This window comes from Methanocalculus sp. MC3 (assembly GCF_054767395.1).
The window spans coordinates 197,758-216,075 of sequence record NZ_BAABMP010000002.1; the positions used below are offsets into that span (position 1 = coordinate 197,758).

The 18,318-nt window shown below is 49.8% G+C and carries 15 protein-coding genes and 1 tRNA gene; 3 read left to right on the forward strand and 13 right to left on the reverse strand.

Going from position 1 to position 18,318, the window contains the following annotated elements; genetic code table 11:
- Nucleotides 1-36: 36 nt before the first annotated feature.
- Nucleotides 37-747 (reverse strand): HFX_2341 family transcriptional regulator domain-containing protein, encoded by a 711-nt coding sequence (locus ACYUBO_RS04525; protein ID WP_460372691.1) that lies wholly within the window; start codon nucleotides 745-747, stop codon nucleotides 37-39.
- Between the two features lie 266 nt (nucleotides 748-1,013).
- Here ACYUBO_RS04525 and ACYUBO_RS04530 point away from each other — a divergent pair, with 266 nt between their 5' ends.
- On the forward strand, nucleotides 1,014-1,889 hold the full coding sequence (locus tag ACYUBO_RS04530) for a CPBP family intramembrane glutamic endopeptidase (RefSeq protein WP_460372693.1): 876 nt from the start codon (nucleotides 1,014-1,016) through the stop codon (nucleotides 1,887-1,889).
- Between the two features lie 38 nt (nucleotides 1,890-1,927).
- On the opposite strand, the gene ACYUBO_RS04535 is transcribed toward ACYUBO_RS04530, so the two are convergent.
- Nucleotides 1,928-5,815 (reverse strand): PAS domain S-box protein, encoded by a 3,888-nt coding sequence (locus ACYUBO_RS04535; protein ID WP_460372695.1) that lies wholly within the window; start codon nucleotides 5,813-5,815, stop codon nucleotides 1,928-1,930.
- A gap of 485 nt (nucleotides 5,816-6,300) precedes the next feature.
- On the opposite strand from ACYUBO_RS04535, the gene ACYUBO_RS04540 reads away from it, so the two are divergent.
- Both ACYUBO_RS04540 and ACYUBO_RS04545 read left to right on the forward strand, forming a co-directional pair.
- The gene (locus ACYUBO_RS04540; RefSeq protein WP_460372697.1) at nucleotides 6,301-7,923 is read left to right on the forward strand and encodes an IS1634 family transposase; all 1,623 of its coding nucleotides are present in this window, start codon (nucleotides 6,301-6,303) and stop codon (nucleotides 7,921-7,923) included.
- Nucleotides 7,924-7,938: 15 nt separating this feature from the next.
- Nucleotides 7,939-8,541, forward strand: coding sequence for a DUF2238 domain-containing protein (locus ACYUBO_RS04545; RefSeq protein ID WP_527250158.1), 603 nt, complete (start codon nucleotides 7,939-7,941; stop codon nucleotides 8,539-8,541).
- Between the two features lie 33 nt (nucleotides 8,542-8,574).
- Here ACYUBO_RS04545 and ACYUBO_RS04550 read toward each other — a convergent pair.
- The 11 genes from ACYUBO_RS04550 to argH all read right to left on the reverse strand — a co-directional run bounded on the left by ACYUBO_RS04550 (nucleotide 8,575) and on the right by argH (nucleotide 18,203).
- Nucleotides 8,575-8,648: transfer RNA gene (locus ACYUBO_RS04550), tRNA-Thr, on the reverse strand.
- Between the two features lie 140 nt (nucleotides 8,649-8,788).
- Nucleotides 8,789-10,540, reverse strand: coding sequence for a DUF2070 family protein (locus ACYUBO_RS04555; protein WP_460372701.1), 1,752 nt, complete (start codon nucleotides 10,538-10,540; stop codon nucleotides 8,789-8,791).
- A gap of 1 nt (nucleotide 10,541) precedes the next feature.
- Nucleotides 10,542-11,201 (reverse strand): diphthine--ammonia ligase, encoded by a 660-nt coding sequence (locus ACYUBO_RS04560; protein ID WP_460373590.1) that lies wholly within the window; start codon nucleotides 11,199-11,201, stop codon nucleotides 10,542-10,544.
- Between the two features lies 1 nt (nucleotide 11,202).
- Nucleotides 11,203-12,072, reverse strand: a complete 870-nt coding sequence (locus tag ACYUBO_RS04565) for a carbohydrate kinase family protein (protein ID WP_460372703.1) — start codon at nucleotides 12,070-12,072, stop codon at nucleotides 11,203-11,205.
- Nucleotides 12,069-12,407 carry a DUF555 domain-containing protein gene (locus tag ACYUBO_RS04570; RefSeq protein WP_255332848.1) on the reverse strand — a complete coding sequence of 113 codons (339 nt, stop codon included), beginning with the start codon at nucleotides 12,405-12,407 and terminating at the stop codon, nucleotides 12,069-12,071. Before ACYUBO_RS04570 ends, ACYUBO_RS04565 begins: the two co-directional genes overlap by 4 nt.
- Before the next feature lie 17 nt (nucleotides 12,408-12,424).
- On the reverse strand, nucleotides 12,425-12,952 hold the full coding sequence (locus tag ACYUBO_RS04575; protein ID WP_300331343.1) for a nitroreductase family protein: 528 nt from the start codon (nucleotides 12,950-12,952) through the stop codon (nucleotides 12,425-12,427).
- On the reverse strand, nucleotides 12,939-13,295 hold the full coding sequence (locus tag ACYUBO_RS04580) for a hypothetical protein (protein ID WP_300331341.1): 357 nt from the start codon (nucleotides 13,293-13,295) through the stop codon (nucleotides 12,939-12,941). The genes ACYUBO_RS04575 and ACYUBO_RS04580 overlap by 14 nt, the downstream gene beginning before the upstream one ends.
- A 51-nt stretch (nucleotides 13,296-13,346) precedes the next feature.
- Nucleotides 13,347-13,631, reverse strand: coding sequence for a DUF5350 domain-containing protein (locus tag ACYUBO_RS04585; protein ID WP_300331339.1), 285 nt, complete (start codon nucleotides 13,629-13,631; stop codon nucleotides 13,347-13,349).
- Nucleotides 13,632-13,679: 48 nt separating this feature from the next.
- The gene (gatE, locus tag ACYUBO_RS04590; RefSeq protein ID WP_460372706.1) at nucleotides 13,680-15,509 is read right to left on the reverse strand and encodes a Glu-tRNA(Gln) amidotransferase subunit GatE; all 1,830 of its coding nucleotides are present in this window, start codon (nucleotides 15,507-15,509) and stop codon (nucleotides 13,680-13,682) included.
- Complete coding sequence (gene gatD, locus ACYUBO_RS04595) at nucleotides 15,499-16,725, reverse strand: Glu-tRNA(Gln) amidotransferase subunit GatD (protein WP_460372708.1); 1,227 nt, start codon at nucleotides 16,723-16,725, stop codon at nucleotides 15,499-15,501. Before gatD ends, gatE begins: the two co-directional genes overlap by 11 nt.
- Nucleotides 16,722-18,203: an argininosuccinate lyase gene (gene argH / locus ACYUBO_RS04600; RefSeq protein WP_460372710.1), complete on the reverse strand. Its 1,482-nt coding sequence runs from the start codon at nucleotides 18,201-18,203 to the stop codon at nucleotides 16,722-16,724. The genes gatD and argH overlap by 4 nt, the downstream gene beginning before the upstream one ends.
- Nucleotides 18,204-18,318: the final 115 nt, after the last annotated feature.

The following is an 18,318-nucleotide window of genomic DNA, read 5'->3' on the forward strand; positions in this document are numbered from 1 at the left end:
AGTGTTATGGCTGGTGGAAAGCCCGGAAAAAAGTGATTATATAAGTTTTGAATTTACCATATCGGCGAGCATTCTGCCCAGTTCAGTGAGCCGTATCGAGATATTGCGCCCTTTCTTTGCCTTTTTAATGAACCCGGCCTCTTCAAGCTTTGAGAGGTGGTGGGAGAGCCGGCTCCGCTCGCTCCTGAACTCCTTGCTAGCCTTCTCGATATCGGGAGTGATCATGAAGATAAGGCTGTCAAGTGACTCGACTCCCTCTCCAATGAGAGTGATGATATGCCGCTGCTCTTCACCAGGATAATCCACCGGGATGACCGGGATCTCAATGACCTCCTCAATTCCGATCTCTTCTCCCATGTCATCATATTTCGGAATGGCTGTTATCATCTTCGATCCGGTCATGCAGGCGGCGATATAGGCACCAACCGACAGGGTATGAGTTGAGCCGGATGTATTGAGGAAGACATCATTTCCTATCATCTTCTCTTCAGTGATCATCGTGAAGAGCTGGTTTGCTGCCTTCAGAACAGATTGCTTGTCAACTGCCCGGATGTCAATATCCCAGAGCATCTTCAGCTCGGTCTGAATCTGCTTGGCAATCTTTTTTATATTTTGTTCACTGGCTTTATTTTTATCTTCCCCGACGATAAGAAAGAGTTTTGAAAAAGGAATCTCACGAAGGGCGCTGATCGACTCGATCAGGCGATCCTTCTGGTTTCCCACAAAAACAATGTGTGTAGTTGGCATGTACATATAGCTATCACGTTGAATCGTGTATATATCTTTCTATGGATCAACCTCTTTTTCGAAGTCCCTAAATTAAAGTTGACTTTTGTCTTTTCACTCATCAATTCATTTCTCAGCCAATAGTTATGCATATATTCTGAAAATACAGGAATCATGTAGAGCATTGACGATTATATTTATGGATGGACTCTCTCTCACATAACCCCGGTGAAGTAGCCTGAAAATACCGGAATCACAATATTAATCTCTATGAAAAAGATTAGTATATGGAATCCACTGCTTCCTTTGGTATCAAAACAGGATACACTATCCCCCCAAATCCAAAGATCATGGTTTTGACATTCGTCATCCTCACCTTCATCTTCTCTTCACTCTTCTGGTACCTGATCTCAGGGACACCTGCACTGGCAGACAATGCGACCCGCCTCTATCTCTATACTATCGCCGTGATGTGGTGCCCGACGCTTGCTGCCATAATTACCCGCCTGTACTTTCAGCGGAACCTGAAGGGATTTGGAATGGCTGTCAAAAAGCCGATCTGGCTCCTTTTTGCTGTGCTCATTCCAATTGGAGCAGGGCTCCTGATGTTTGGATCGGCCTGGATATCAGCTATAGCCCCCTTCAGCCATGAGGGTGCAGCGATTCTCCTCTCAATCAGTTTCATCCCCACACTCACCATCGCAGTTGGATTCAACCTCTTCGCAGCAGCCGGTGAGGAGTTCGGATGGCGGGGATTTCTGGTTCCGGAACTTGCCCGGTTCCAGAGCTTCACACCCCTCGCACTGATATCCGGCGGCATATGGACGGTCTGGCACTTCCCGCTGATCATCTTTGGATCCTATCATGGGGCAGGATCACTCGCCTTCTCCCTTGCCGTCTTCATCCCCTCAGTGATGGGTGCAGGACTCATCCTTGCCTGGCTCCGCCTTATGTCGGGAAGTGTCTGGTCTGCCGTCCTTTTTCATGGCTTCTGGAACTATCTTATCCAGCAGTTCTACCCGGCACTTACCCAAATGACTGATGCCGGGGAGATGATGCTTGGGGAATTTGGCTGGTTTGCTGCTGCCTTTTATGTGGTTCTCGCACTCATCTTCTGGCATTACAGAAATGCACTGCCAAAACTGCCGGCAGAGGGGGTGTGAGCATGAGATCAGGCTCTGGTGTGAATGCTCTCAGACACTTATTGTCCAGAGAAGGAATGGTTCCCTCCCTGATCGGAATCTATCTCTTCCATTGAAGGTTGAATACAAAATCCTCCTTTTGGAACCAGGATTTCAAATCTCGCCCCCTCTCCGGGCACCCCGGTCTCTGAAATGGTAATTCCGGTAATCTCAAGGATCTCATTGACAAGGAAAAGGCCAAAACCCGTATGTCTTCCAACCCCGCTCTCAAAGATCATCTCTTTCTGATCATAGGGGATGCCTTGTCCGTCATCCTCCCAGGTGATAAGGAGGCCGTCATCCCTCTCCTGGCATCGAATTGTTATGCCTGTTGCCCCTTCTGCATGCCTTTGGGCGTTATCATAGAGGTTCATAAAGACCTTCCCGATCATCGGCTCGGCATAGATCAGCACAGGATCACAAACAGCAGTGATTGGTAACAATGAATCATCTATCTCTTCCAGAAGGCCTGATAACGAGATCCACTCAGGTTCATTTACAGCGATCTGGTCATACTGGCGGGTAAACTCAATCTGTCTTTCTATTGCATCAGCAGCGGCTTTCAGCTGCTCAAGGTATTCTGCGAGTTCCTCATCTGATTCTGTCTCCCCGGCAATTTCCAGGTACCCTTTGATTGTCATTATCTTATTCAGTATATCATGGCGGGTGATGCTTGAGAGAAGGTTTAATTTCCGGTTTGTTTCCCTGAGTGAATCTTCGGCCTGAATTCTCCCGGTAATATCAATCCCGACTCCGACAATAAATCCGGGTGCCATACCACCGGAAGATGCCCGCCGTCCATGCCACTCGATGAGGAGTCTTTTGCCGGTTCTGCTGATTATATGGTTCTGGTTGATCGTCGATTCTCCATTATTCATAATACGGGAAAAAATGTCAGCGAGACACCCATGCTCTTCTTCCGGAACAATTGCAGTGAGGTAATTCTTTCCGATCAGATCCTCTTCCCTGTATTCAACTGCTTCAAGAAGTGCCGCATTCATCTTGAGAAGTGTTCCATCATCTCCAATCGCTACAAAGAATGCAGGTGATGTGTCAAGGAGGGTTTTGATAAACTCCTGCTCTGTTTTGACTTTTTCCTCAGCATGCTTCTTATCTGTGATATCAAGAATGATTCCATCCAGCACCCGTGTCTCCGCCTCTCCGTCTATGGCGGCTCTCCCATTTTCATACACCCATCTTGTATCACCATTTCTGGTATAGATCCGATATTCGATCTCCCAGGGCTCATTTAGGCTGACCGCTTCATTGATTGATCTCTCAACATATGCGGAATCATCGGGATGAATGATACTTGCATATGTCCTGACGGCGTTCCGGATAAAATCACTGCCTGGGTATCCGCTGATCTCCTCGATATCGTCATTCAGGAACAGCATAGTCCAGTCTGAATCAAGCAGGCAGCGGTAAACAACCCCGGGAACATTCGAGACAAGTGACCGATAGCGGTTCCTGCTTTTTTGCAGCTCTTCTTCAAGCTTCTTTTGTTCGGTGATATCGATGATGATCCCCCGAATCCCGGCTAATACCCCGTCTTTTAGAATGAGTGATGAGTAGATGTTGATTGGGAAGGTCCTCCCATCTTTTCTGATTGCCAGGTATTCACGTATCGGTTCATCCAATCTCTCTTTTTTCAGAACTTTCATGAAGTTCTCCTTCGCCTTATCCCGTAATTCAGGGCTGAGAGTTGAAAGGACGTTTAACCCTGCATCGACATCTTCCTGTGAATAACCAAACATCTCAAATGCCATATGGTTTGCATAGGTAAGGGTGCCTTGTAGATCTGTTTCATAGACTGCCTGCGGAAGGAGTTCTGCAAGTTCCCGGAAGCGGCTCTCGCTCTCCCGAAGTGCGGCCTCTGATGCTTTCCGTTCAGTGATGTCGGTTGCGATGCTCAGCATCGCGGGTTTTCCTTCCCACTCAACCTGCTTGACAAAGATCTCAAGTGGAACACTAGATCCATCTTTTCTCAGATGTTCAACCTCAAAGGATGCTTCTCCATACTGAGCGATCTGCTGCATCCGTTCCTCAATCCGTGCAGCACTTGATGGGACATCAATCTCTGCAAGGTTCTTTGAGAAGAACTCCTCTTTCGAATATCCATGAATTTCAAAGGTCTTCTGATTGGCATACAGGAAATGTCCATCATAATCATGGACGGTAATTGAGTTTGGGGCAATATCGAGCATCCCGGCAATTGCCCGGCTTTTTTCCTCAATCTTCTTTAATTCTGTGATATCCCGGATTGACTCAATGGCGCCGGCAACATTTCCCTCTTCATCATACAGGCGTGATGCCGTAAACCAGAGTGCGGCTCCCTCCCCGCCCCGAAGGTGAGGTAATGTGATCTCGGAAAAGACTGTATCCCCACGCCGTTTGACATAGGGGTATCTGGACTTGACATCCGGATCATCCCTCAAAGCAAGATCGATAAGAAGTGGGCGCCGTTCACGATAGAAGGGGAGTGCATACTCGTAATTGCCTTTTCCAAGCATATCCTCTGCCAAAACCCCGCTCATCTCTTCCATCGCCCTGTTCCAGGCGATCACAACTCCATCGGTATCGATTGCAAAGGTGGCATCCGGTAGGAAGTTGATAATGTCCGCTTCACGACGCATGTATTTTCTGATGCTCTCTTCCGCAGCTTTTCGTTCGGTGATATCCTGGCCCTGGGCAATGACCGATCGAAGCGTTGTTCCATCATAATCCATGATCGCAGCAGAGTTCCAGATGACGCTTCTGACCCTGCCTGACTGGTGGATGATCGGGATCTCTACACCTTCAAGCCGCTCACCCCCCATCGCCTTATTGATGAGAACCATCCATTCATCTCTTGAATCTTCAGGAAAGAGGATCGGGAGCTTCTGCCCGAGTATTTCTTCTTCAAAAACTCCGGTCAGTTCCTCAAATGCATGGTTGATGCGGGTTATGGTGTACTCCGGATCCCAGACGATGATCGGTGCATTTGCATATGATATCAGGCTATTTAGGTATTCATTTGATTCTTCGAGGGCGTCATGGGTTGCGATAAGCTCTTCCAGCTGTGACCGCATCTCCTCCTCAGCTGCAGCGAGCTCCTCGTTCTTTCGCAGAATCTCCTCTTCCCTGAGCTTTCTCTCGGTGATGATCTCGGTATAGACAATGAGCCCGCCGATTGTCCCGTCCGATTCAAACCAGGGGCGGCATTCCCATCGTGTCCAGTCGAGCGAACCATCTTCGCGTGGATAGGGATCATCGTCTTCACTGAACACTCCTTCCCCGGCGAGTACCTTGCGGTGAATCTCCCTCAATTTCTCCGGAAAATCCGGAAAGACATCGTAATGGCTCCTGCCAATGACATCCTGATTTGTAATGCCATATGTCTCCAGGTACCGCTGGCTGACAAAGATATAGTCCATATTCAGATCATGCACGGCAACGGAGGCATTATTGTGCTCAATGATGTAGCGCATCAGTTCAAAGGTATGTGCGAGTTTCATCTCGCTCCTTCTCCTGGCAACAGCGTACATGATCTTATTTGAGAGTTCGGCAAACTGTGACTTCGGATCCCCTCCTTTCTGGAGATAGAAATCGGCACCGCTATTGAGTGCCTCAATCACCACATCTTCACGCCCCTTTCCGGTGAAGATGATGAAGGGTGTCTTATTCCCATTCTTCCTCAGATGCTGGAGAAACTGAAGCCCGTCCATTCCCGGCATCTGATAATCCGAAACGATTACATCGAATTCTTCTTTTCCAAGGAGCTCTATAGCCTGATCTGCACGATCACTTGTTGAAACAGTAAAATCTCCGCTCTTTTCAAGGAAGATCCTGCCAATTTCCAATAGAGCAGGCTCATCATCAACATAGAGAATTGATATGGATGGAGTGGATATACCGGGGGCGGGCATAATGTAGTGTTGATTGTTTAGTTGATTATAATGGTATTGGTTATTTTGAAACTATATTTCCTCTTCTCTCTCGAAGCAGTCATTCAGGAGCATTTAGGAGGGTATAAGAGAGGCAAAGGATTATATGCCCCTGTAGCAGATACAGATACCGGCGAGGAGTACCCCCTCTGGGATTAATTGATCTCCTCGTCGTGAACATATTCAAATCTAAAGGTATTTTATCATTTTTGCTGAATATTCAGGCTCTTTTACTAATCGCCTTATTTAGATCTCTGCTTCAAAAGATGCCAAGGGGCGTTCCGATCCTACGCTCACCATCATAGAGGCGGCAACAGGGAGATGACACCTTTTTAAAAGCCTCAAACCAACACTAAAATACTCATATGAAATTTCAATCCGGTCTTCGGCAGTAAAAATCAAACTATCAAACATTTGCGTACATAGTTTTATATGAGAGTACATGTTTAATATTCAATTGTTCCACTATGGCTCTTGTAGATGGCTCGAATGTCACCATATCCCATCTTGGGCTCGTTGCCGGTGTGTATGACTCGCTTGGGATTGGCGATCTCATTGACGAACTCATACCCAAGAAACGGCATCATATCGTCTCCCATGGCACCGCTGTCAAAGCACTTCTCCTCAACTCTCTCGGCTTTGTGGAGCGGCGGCTCTATATCATGCCGGATTACTTCGATGATATTGCAACAGAACGGCTCCTTGGTCCAGGAATCCATCCGGATCATCTCAATGAATCCCTCTTTGGTGAGACGCTGGATGCAATTGCACGGTTTAATCCTACCCACCTTTTCACTGCAATCAGCCTCACCATGATGAAAAAACTCACCTCTGAGCCACCCAAACCTCAGGATTCTCCCCGACTTCATCATGATACAAGCTCGTTTAAGGTAACGGGAGAATATGACAGCGATTTTGGGACACGGCTGATTCAGATTGTCCGTGGCCACTCCAAAGATCACCGAAACGATCTCAACCAATTCGTCATAACCCTGGTCACCAACCAGCATGGCATTCCCGTCTTCATGGAACCCCTCTCCGGGAATGCCTCGGATAAGAAATCCCTTCTCAGGTCAATTCAGGCTGTCCGGAATAATCTGGTGACCGATCAACGAATCTACCATATCGCAGATTCAGCGTTTTATACGAAATTAAACCTCCAAACCCTGGGAACACAGTGTTACTGGATCTCTCATGTCCCAAACACGATCAAGGAGGCAAAAACACTCATTCACCAGGAAGACGTTCCCTGGCAACCCTGTACCGATGAGCGGTATCACTTGTATGAACTCACTTCTGAGTATGCCGGGATCCCCCAGAAATGGGTGCTGTACCATTCCCGTGACCAGCAGACCAAATCTGAAAAGACATTTGCATCACGAATCAAAAAACAATGGAAAAAAGATTTAACCGCTCTGAAAATGACATTTCAGCATGAATATGCGTGTGAACCAGATGCACGTGCAGAACTTGATCGATGGATGAGAAGACACCCTCGCTACGTTCCAGTAAACATTCAGGTGACGAAGAAGAACCATCGTGCGAATGGGAAAAAGGGTCGGCCAAAGAATGGAGAGGAACTGAAGGAGGTCTTCCTCATCTCTTGTAAGCTGATGTTGAATGATGAAGAGATACGGCGGGAGAAAGAGCGGCTTGGGCGGTTCATTCTCGCCACAAACGATTGTGATTTGGATCCTGACACACTTCTTGACTGGTATAAGGAGCAGGGTGCCGTTGAACGCGGATTCCGGTTTTTGAAGGATAACAGTTTCCATATCTCTGAGATCTTTCTGAAAAACCCGAATAGAATAGCCGCAGTCTCAATGCTGATGGTCCTTAGTCTGATGGTATACACGGTGACCCAGTGGCAGATCCGGGAGATCCTCAGGGAGCAGAAGAAGACAATCCGTGATGTCAAGAAACAGACGGCGAAACCAACAACGAAACGGATCTATCATCTGTTCAGGCGGGTTCGGCAGATCGAAGAAGTGACTGATACAGGGGTTGAGTGCCGTATTCTCAATTATACAGACGAATTACAGGATATAACGCGGCTGTTCGGGCAGGGAGTGGAAAAATATTATGCGTGAAAATTTAGCTGCCGAATGTCGGTTCAATCAATTGAACTGTATTTTTTGCTCATTATCGAATCTCTCTTGACCTGGTTTGCATGGTCGGCTTTTATCAATGGAGACACCGTCCGTTTCTTTGTTGTCATCATCTCTATGGGTCTTATATTCATCCCATCTCTCATGGAGTTCCTTTTATCCATCCGGCTGCCAGCAGGAACTCACTTTGCAGTGGCAATTGCCCTTATCTTCCATGTTGCTGGTGGAATAAACCAGTATTACTGGATATATGCTCCCTACTACGACAAGGTGGCACATTGCATCTCAGGCTTTGCTCTTGGCCTTGTTATCTTCTCATCTCTCCTCTACCTTGGCATGAGGGGTGTCCGGCTCTCACCATTTCATATCGTTGCAGGAATAATCCTTCTTGTCTTCTTTTTTGGTGTGGTATGGGAGATATGTGAGCTTACAATTGACGCTCTGACCGGATCAACCTATAATCTGGGAGCAGAGGATACTTTCTTTGATATGCTTGGAAACACTCTCGGTTCACTTGTTGCGGTTGCGTATGCACTCCATATTATGAATTCAGTCGCACCTGAAAAGCAGGTCTTTTCCATCCTGGAAAAAACGGAATAACTCTCCTTTAAAAAGCAAAATCAAAAAATGAGAAGCCTCAGCCGTGATTTGAACACGGGACCTGCTGATTACAAATCAGCCGCTATGCCGGGCTAAGCCACTGAGGCGCTGTTGACTGCATTATCTGGCACCTGTGGGGAGAGAAACCACCCCGAATACAACCGCCCTGAAATGCTTATAATAATATGCCTGCCTCATTAAAAAGGTCTTCGGAATGCCTCTTCAAAAACCTCATCAGTTCCTCAGGTCACCAGTATAATCCGATGACAGAGAAGGTCAGGATGGAGAGGATAAATGCCAGGATCAACATCCCGAGACTTAATGGAGGAATAAAGACAAGCATGGCATTCACAGTGCCTGCAAACTGGGCAATCCGGTGAGAGCCGAAGATAATGAGTCCTTCACACCATGTTGTCACAGATGCCGACTTCGCGGGTTTCAGGTCATCAAGTGCCTCAAGAACAGCAGATCTGACATGGGGAATGATCGAAGAGACGGGAATGATATGGCCGATCGGGTTCTTCCCGCTCACGGTATTGACAACATGGGTATCTGTCGTCATGATTTCGCATTCATCAACGAGATCACTCACTGCCTCCCGTATCTCTTCTCTCACCCCTTCCTGGATATTGTTGCCATCAAAGAGAATAAAGGCGCATTTTGTGCCTTCAACGCTCATCGCAAGCACCTGAATGCCAAGATCGCCAAAACCCTCCATCCGTGTAAATGGCAGGCGTCGGTGGCATATCCCAATAGAGAACGGCAGAAGTGGTTCTTTAACCGCTTTCTCCATTGCAGCGAGGGCTGCACGGTAATATTCAGTTCCAAGCGGGGTTGCGGGCAGCACCGGGGAAGAGACATCTGTCATACAGTTGTGGGCATCTATGAAGGCAACATCACGGAACCACCGGTGTCCCTCGGCCATGATCGTCATCCCGATATTAAAGTCGATATCCTCTGTCTTTTCAGGTGAACGGGTGGAGATCATAAGGATCGAATCTGAGAACCGCTGGGTCAGGATCTCGACACTTCCATATCGGGTCCTGACCGGCCTGCTTGCCCCCTCAGAATAAATAAGGTTCTTCTGTGACTTGGCAAGCGCATCAATGATCACTTCAACTTCAGACTCTGAAACAAGATTAAAATCATGGGTTGCACACCCATGGGCGACAAAGACCTCCTCATCAAACCGATCGTGAATGATTTTGGGGAGGTTCGCACTCCCTATCTCGCCCATCGGTCCGGGATGGATATTGGGTACTGTGAGTACCGCATCACCTGCACCATCACGCGAAAAGAAGAGGCTCACCTGTGGAATTGTTACTTCTTCTCCTATCTCAGAGAAGAAATCTTCCAGGGTCTTCGATCCATCGGTCATATGGGCAATGAATGCATTCAGAAAGCTCAGTCCGGAGAGCCCAAAGGCCCTTTTCAGGGGTCTTTCGATGAGCCAGATGAATATGGAGCTGCCTATTCCGAAGATGATCAGGAGCCCGCCTGCCCAGAGAAGAAATTCCTGCCCAAAATAATAATATCCTGCACACAGTCCAAACAGGCTCTGGAGTGCCGCAGGAATGATCATTCTCCTGAGCCGGTAATCTGCAACTGCGACAAGGACGGGCATCCGGAGTGAGAGAACCATGCCAAGACCGGTTGCGTAGGTTATCGGAAGATAGAACCCTGAATCTACGCCTATGGCAGCAAAGGCGGTGATAATAACTCCGACAACCACTGATGCCAGGGCAAGAAGCCCGGATCTGTTCCAGGTCAGTTTCTTTCCTGATAAATGGATAAACTGGCGGGTAAAATAAAAGGCAAAGAGCGCAGGCAGAGTAAAACCGATGGATCCGAAGAACCAGATCGGCTCCTGTGCCCTAATTAATGCGATGTCTATTAAAAAACCGAGAATGATAATGATCAGAAGGGATCGTGGCCAGGAGGGGGCGGTAAAGATAAACCGCGATAATCTCTCGATCCTGACGTCGCCCCCCGGAGCCATACTACCACAATCCGTTGAGAATTAATTCACTTCTGCCAGTATAAACCCTGCGCATCTCGCCGCTCCACCTGATTGGGGTGCTATAGAAGGGTGCGTTTATTGCAAGGGTCTCGTATTCGCCCCCCTCTCCTGCGATATGTATCCGGTTCTTCGCTGAGATTTGCTTCAGCCTCTCTACCACTCCGGCATCAATATGGGTGCCAAGCATCTCTTCACCCAGCCCGTCTGCTGCACAGACCACGATGATTGCATCAAGCTGACGTACCACCTCATCCATGATCCATTCCGGATCCTTCTGCCAGAGGGGGGTGAAGACAGAAAGCCCCAGCCTCCCTGCAATGGTGCTGACCCGATCATACTGGTACTTCGACTGGATTGCACCGGCGACTATGCCTTCGATTGGAAGGAGAGAGAGCCCTTTCTCAAGATCAACCAGCTCCTCCTCCTTTTTACCGTGGGTTGTAATCTCTATGTACTCCATCCGGCCCCGTTCTGCGATCAGTCGGACCGCATCCAGGTTTGATGAATGGAACATATAGGAATCCGGATTATCCGGCCGGACGCAGACGATATATCCAACATCAAGCGCGGCATCAAGGGCAAGCTGGATGGAGAGGACTGAATCCTTTCCACCTGACGTCAGTGCCGCATACACCTGCATATCACCCAAAGTATGTATCCAGCCTATCCTGCATCTGATCCCATGTCGGTAAATTCGTCTGACACCCGGTCTTCTCGATGACAAATGACGAACAAACCGTCCCGATACGGCAGCAGTCTGCAAGAGGCAGCTTTTTCTTATAGGCCGTCAGGAACCCTGCACGATATGCATCGCCAGCCCCGGTCGGATCAACAAGCGTCACCGGAACTGATGGGATCATCGTGAGCGCTCCATCTTCGTAGAGTCTGCTTCCCTCTTTCCCCTGGGTAAAGATCGCAACAGGAACGCGTGCAGAAAGATCCTCTTCAGTATGCGAAAGAACTTTTGCCATAATTTCTGCCTCGTACCGGTTTGCGAAGAGAATATCAATTGAATCAAGCAGCTGTTCAAACTGCTCGGCACTATATTTGTGGATATCCTGTCCGGGATCAAAAGAAGCAAAACCGGCACGCTCCGCGACCTTCACGTTGTACGCGGGATCGGCGGTTGCCATATGCACAAAGTCAAATGACGGTGGATCAGCTTTTGTAAAAGCCTCTGATGCACCCCATTCAAAGAAGGTGATCTGATCTTCCCGTTCATCGGTGAACATACAGGCAAGGGGTGTGTGGGCTTCCTCCTCGATGTAGAAGTACCTGCCGACATGATGTGAATGAAGCCAGCGGTCATAATCTGTTCCTTCAAAATCGCCCCCTACAGCGGAGACGAGTGTTGATTCTCCACCAAGGACTGCAATGCCGACAGCGATATTTGCTGCCCCGCCGCCGAAGAAGATCTGGTGGTCGAGGATCTGTGTCGAGGTGTTTGGATCCGGAAGATGCGGGACACGAAAGATATGATCTGTCGCCGTATGGCCGACGACATGAATCATATCTCGATCACTTCCACAACCTGAAGTGGAATCTCCCTGAGTGCTTTTCCGATTGTCGCTTTTGCGATACGCTCGGCATGCTGCTCGGACTCCGCCTTGAAGACCTTCATATCCAGGGTCAGGCCCACAAGGGCGGTATTTGCTACCATAAGCGCGTTATTCAGTTCTTCTTCGCAATTTGGGCAAGATGTTGCCCCGATCTCAACCTCGACAAACTTTGCCGTCGGATTGAGTCGCTTACCAGCCTCGCTGATGGCAATACCGATCGCATCGTCAACGGTTTTAACGTCCTTAACGATCCATGCCGATTCCAGTGTCACATGATAATCTGCCATAATAATGAATCTCCAATTTACCAGTAATCCTCATGAAGGTGTTCGTGAATGGTCATCCGCTCAGGCGATACCGCCTGCTCCTTCCCCTCTCCGATCAGGAGGATTGCAACCGGCCGGACATGAGGGGGTATGCCGAGGATCTCTTTTACTTCCTCCTCGTCAAATGCCCCTATCCAGCAGGTGGCACGCCCAAGGGCATGGCTTGCGAGCATCATGTAGGTTCCGGCGATAGTCGCATCCTGTACAGCATAGAGTATCCCCCGCTCCCCATACCTGGACATCGATCTGACATAATTTGCACAGATGACAAAAGCGGTCCCTGCATGGGCAATAAACTCCTGGTTGAATGCCGCATCTGCAAGAGATTCCAGGAGATCCTCCTGCCTGCAGATGATCACATCCCATGCCTCGCGGTTTCCGGCAGTCGGACAAGTTGATGCAGCAGAGAGAATATATTCTCTCTCATCCTGCGTAATCTGCTCGCCGGTATAACTCCTGATTGAACCGCGGGATTTCAGAAAACCAAGAAACTCAGAGGATTCCATGTGAATGTAGTACTTCCCAGGCTTTCTGTGCCGCTGTTGTTGCAGCAGAGACGCCTTCGCCTGCCCGCTCTGTTGCAAGCCCAAACTGGCTGCTTTCGGTGAGGCTGATCATCTCCGAGAGTGAGTGGGACACTTTTGAAAAATCCGCATTCCCGGTTGCCGCTGATGCTGTCTCCGCATCTGCACGCAATTCCTCGATGATGCTGATCAACATTCTTCGACCGCCTGTTCTCTCTTCTTTTGGATAATCCGGCAGGCTCATGAGCATCTTTGATACCTGGATAATGCCGGTCTTGAGACGCTCAGCATACTGCCATGATAAAACTGCATTCCTGACATCCATATGGATATACAGGGGATAAAAGAATATAAAAAGGTAGGTAGTAGTCTTCTATTACCGCCTGGATTTCTGTTTTGCGCCCATCATCGTCTTCTTCGAGCGTCGAATGTGGCGCCTGACACGTGGGTCGACAACATGTCCTCCCCTGCGTCCTCCGCCCCCACGGCCCTGCTGCTGGGCGTTTGCCATCTTCTGCTCAAGCTTCTTGACGATGGTGTGTCTCTTAAATCTCTGGTTCGGTCCCGGCTTCTTAGCCTCACCACTCTTCTGAGGAACCAGTCTGATCTGTCCCTGGTTTCCTTTTACCTGGTGCCAGTTTATGCTGCCTGTCTTTCCCATGTGAAACTCCTTATAACTACTGTCTGGCTTTTTGATAAAGATATCTTTTCAAATCCTCTTCTCAATCGATCGCTTTAAAACATCTGCTACAATCTGGCCGTCTATCCTGCCCCTCACTTCCTTCATAACAACACCCATCACCGGACCAAGCGCCGCCATTCCACGATCCCTGATGAATTCTGCACGTTCGGCGACAATTCCCTCAATTAATGATTCCAGATCGGAAACCGAGAATGTAGGTCCGACTGACAAAATTGCCTCTTCGAGTGGAGAACCCCCGGCAAGGGCACGGAGGATGTCGGGAATTGCTTCCTTGGCAATCTCCCCGTCATTGACACGTGAGAGGAGCACAATGAGCGTCTCATCAGGGACTCCCCCACAATCCACACCATCGCGGGACAGTTCCCGCAGGGTTGAGATGAGGGTACGTGCAGCTAATGCAGGTTTTATCCCGGCTGCAATCGCCTTCTCGAAGGTCAGAAGCCGATCTGAATAAGCGATATGGCGGGCAAGCGCGCTATCGATGCCGAGCTCCTCTGTGAAGCGTTCCGCAACATCGGTCAACAGCTCCGGGAGCTCGATTGCATCCATCATCTCCCCGGTGATCTCAACAGGAAGAACATCCGTCTCGGGGTACATCCGTGCTGCTCCGGGGAGTGGCCGCATATATGCGGAACTTCCTTCGGGAAGCATCTTCCGGGTCTCTTCAGGAACTCCTTCAAGTGCCATCCCTGCACGCTTCAGTGCCTGTTTGATTGCACAAGATGCCTGCGGTTCTGTTCCTGAGACGATAATCACACAGTCGCCATCGCCTGCCATCACACGTCCCCTCAGGGCAGCAACCTCCTCTTCAGTAACGCCGTATGCAGGCAGTTCATCGGTATGGAACAGTCCGCCAACGCCGCATTTCTTTGCATAATCTGACATCTCACTTCCAAGGCGGCGTCCGGGTTGGATCTCCCGCCCTATGATCCCGGCAAATCCTTTCAGGGTCGCAGCCATGATGCATGGCGCCTTCTTCAGCACCTTCGATTTCGTGGATGAGAAGAGATCAGTGACATCAATCTCCCCGGGGAGCACCTCAGCACCACGGCTTTTCAGTTCCTCCCTGATCGCAAGCAGGCTCACCTGCCGCTCAACTTCACGGGAGACGACCTCCGGGATCAGATCGAGTTCCTGGACCCCCTTGATCTCAACACGGGCTCCGTCCCTGATCGAGATGTTCACATCCTGCCTGATTGTTCCAAGACCGCGTTTCACTTTCCGGGTTGATCTGAGGATCATGCCGATATATTCTGCGATCTCCTTCACTTCTTCCGGAGTATGCATACAGGGTGTGGTTGTGATCTCAACAAGCGGTATCCCGAGCCTGTCCAGCGAGAATGTCTTGTCGGTCACTCTCTGGGCTGCCTCCTCTTCAAGGCAGATCGACTCGATCCTGCAGCTGCCACCTGCAATCCCGTTCATGGCAACAAGTGCCGTTCTCTGGAAGCCGGTGGTGTTTGACCCGTCGATCACCATCTTCCTCATCGTATGCACCTGCGAGATCGGGGTCATCGAGAGCATCTTTGCGATGGTGAGGGTGATCTGAAGGGCCTCCGGATTCATCGGTGTCGGTGGCTCATCATCATTCTCGACAAGGCAGGTGGTATCGTAGGAATAGTATGAGAAGAAGCGCATCTGTTTCATCTCTTCTTCTGCCGCACGGTCGATGACACCCATCTCCGAGACCGTTGCCCTCAGGTATCGCCTGATCTCACCGTTTTTCTCATCAATATTCCTGAGAATGGTCGGACACCGGCAGTAGAGCTTTTCAGCTGTGTCGAGCTGCTGGTGAATCTCGATTCCTGCGGTCAGGCCGAGTGCCTTATAATCCATACACAGACCTCCGTACAATCTCACCCTTCAGATTCTCCTGCATCATCTTCCGGATCTCATCAGGGTTCTCTGTCTGTCCAAGAACCCACATCAGTTTGACAAGAGCAGTCTCGGGAAGCATATCTTCTCCTTCGATGACACCCGCCCTGAGGAGATCCCTCCCGGTATCATAGACCCGGTCGCAGACTCTTCCCTGGAGGCATTGCGTTGTCATCACGATTGTTGTTCCATTGCAGACAAGCTCACGTATCCTATCCATAAGGACAGTTCCGACATGGCCAAGCCCGGTTCCCGCGATGACAACCCCGCGATATGATGTATATGAATCAAGGATTGCCGGATTCATCCCCGGATAGTAGGAGATAAGGGCACATTTCTCCTCCATTGTATCCCTGAGAGTCAACTCCCGTGCATCTCTCCCTATGGCATCTGCCTGAAGCGATACCTCCAGATCCGGGTAGGTGACCGTTGCAATCGGTTCTGCTCCGATACTCTGGAATGCATCGCGGCGCGAAGTGTGCATCTTTCGTACCCTTGTCGCCCGGTGCACAGCACAATAATCGTCATTGACGGTACCATGCATGCAGATGGCGACCTCGCCCAGATTTGCAGATGCAGCAGCAGCACTACAGAGTGCATTCATCACATTGTCGCTGCTCGGGCGATCGGCTGATCGCTGGGAACCGACAAAGATGATGGGAACCGGTGTATCAAGCATGAAGCTGATGGCAGATGCCGAATATGCCATCGTATCGGTTCCATGAGTGACAATGACACCCCGGGCGCCTGCCTGAATCTCATCATGGATGCTGCGTGCAAGCTCAATCCACATTGAGGGTTTCATATTCTCAGACAGTATCGAGAATGGCTGTCTGGTTCGGAAACGCCCGATTGTAGCAAGCCGGGGAATGGCTGAGATGATCTCATCAGCAGTTGATCTGCTTGTGACCGCCCCTGTCCGGTAGTCTACACGGGATGCGATGGTGCCTCCTGTTGAAATGATTGCAAGCTCAGGTAATTTCGAATCCTGCACAACAGGAGGTTCGACTCCTTTCCTCTCCTCCCCATCCCTGATATGCCTGATTTCAGGGAATGGCACTCCGATATTGTATCCTGATGGGAGTTTCAGGACAGCCCTCTCATCCCGTTCTGTGATATACACTGCTTCAAGCGTCTTCCCGCCAATGGTACAGGAAACAAGATCTCCGGTCTTCATGCTTCAATAAGCCCCCGTATCATGGAGACAAGCTCCTCTTCAGCATCCTGTAAAACTCTTCTCTGCATCTGTATCGTCTCATTATGCTCCTTCAGAAGACCTGAGCGTATCCGTATCGCGTCATGGATGGCCTCTTCAGCCGGCCCCCCGGCAACCTTCTTCGCGGCAACTACGAGGGCTGGATCGAGTGCATTTCGAATTCGATCTTCTGTAAGCCCCATTTCCTGAAGAGAGATGCCTGAGATCTCTTTGCCCGCCTGTTCGATTACGCTCAGGGTGATCTCTTTTGAGCGGACTGCCCGGCCGACAATGTTGTGTGCTGTTCTGAATGGAAGCCCAAACTCACGCACAAGTGTATCGGCAAGTTCGGTGGCGGTCGAAAAGCCCCGGTCACTCTCCCGATACATCCTTTCGGCATTGAATACTGCCGTCTCCATCATTCCTGCAAGAATCTCCATGCTTGCAGCGGTATGTGAGATTCCACTCCAGAGATGGGGTGTCAGTGTCTGGAGATCGCGGTTATAGCTCATGGGGAGACCTTTCATGCAGACGAGTGCGGACTGGAATGCCCCTGCGACCGTCCCGGCGTGTCCGCGCATAATCTCGGCACAGTCCGGGTTCTTCTTCTGCGGCATGATCGAACTGGTGGAGCAGTATATGTCATCAAGCTCGACAAATTCAACAAAGGCACTGCTCCAGAGGATCAGCTCTTCGCAGAGCCTGCTTGAATCTGACATCAGAATGGCGAGGGCAGAGAGCGTCTCAAGTGCAAAATCCCTCCCCGATACCGCATCCATCGAGTTCCCGAGGATGCTGTTGAACCCAAGCAGCCGACTGGTCATCTCACGATCGATCGGAAAACCAGTCGATGCAAATGCGGCTGACCCGAGAGGTGATCGGTTCACGCGGGCAAATGTTTCGAGAAGCCGTTCTGCACTTCGGGAAAAGGCCTCTTCATAGGCGAGAAGGTGATGGGCGAGTGTTGTTGGCTGTGCATGCTGGAGGTGGGTGAAGCCCGGCATCACTGTTCCTGTATGCTCCCCGGCACGCCGGATAAGGATCTCCCTGAGTGTGGCAACTGATGTCAGGATCTCCAGAATATCCTCACGCACCCTGATCCTGAGGCAGGTTGCCACCTCATCATTTCGTGACCGTGCAAGGTGAAGCCGTCCTCCGGAATCGATACCGGCTTTTGCAATTAATTCTCCCTCTATTCCCGCATGGATATCTTCAAAACGCTCATCGAATGCCTCATCCGGGATGCCCTCGGTATACATTCTGAAAAGCTCTGATGCAATCTTCTGTGCATGCTCCTTTGGTATCAGGTTCTGCTGCCTCAGCATCGCCAGGTGAGCCATATCCACCCGGAGATCCGCAGAGGCGATCCTCCGGTCAGCTTCCATTGATGAGAGGTACCGTGCAATGAGCGCGCTCCGCTCCCCGGCAAGCCTCCCTTCCCGTATCTGGTCGTGTCGCATCCTCTTCCTCTTCAGGTATGATAGTATCTGAAAACTGATTATCTCTTCGTAGAAATCGATTCTTTTCTGGAAGGGTATGGAGTTACTCCTCAACTCCTCATTCTCTTTTTGTAGA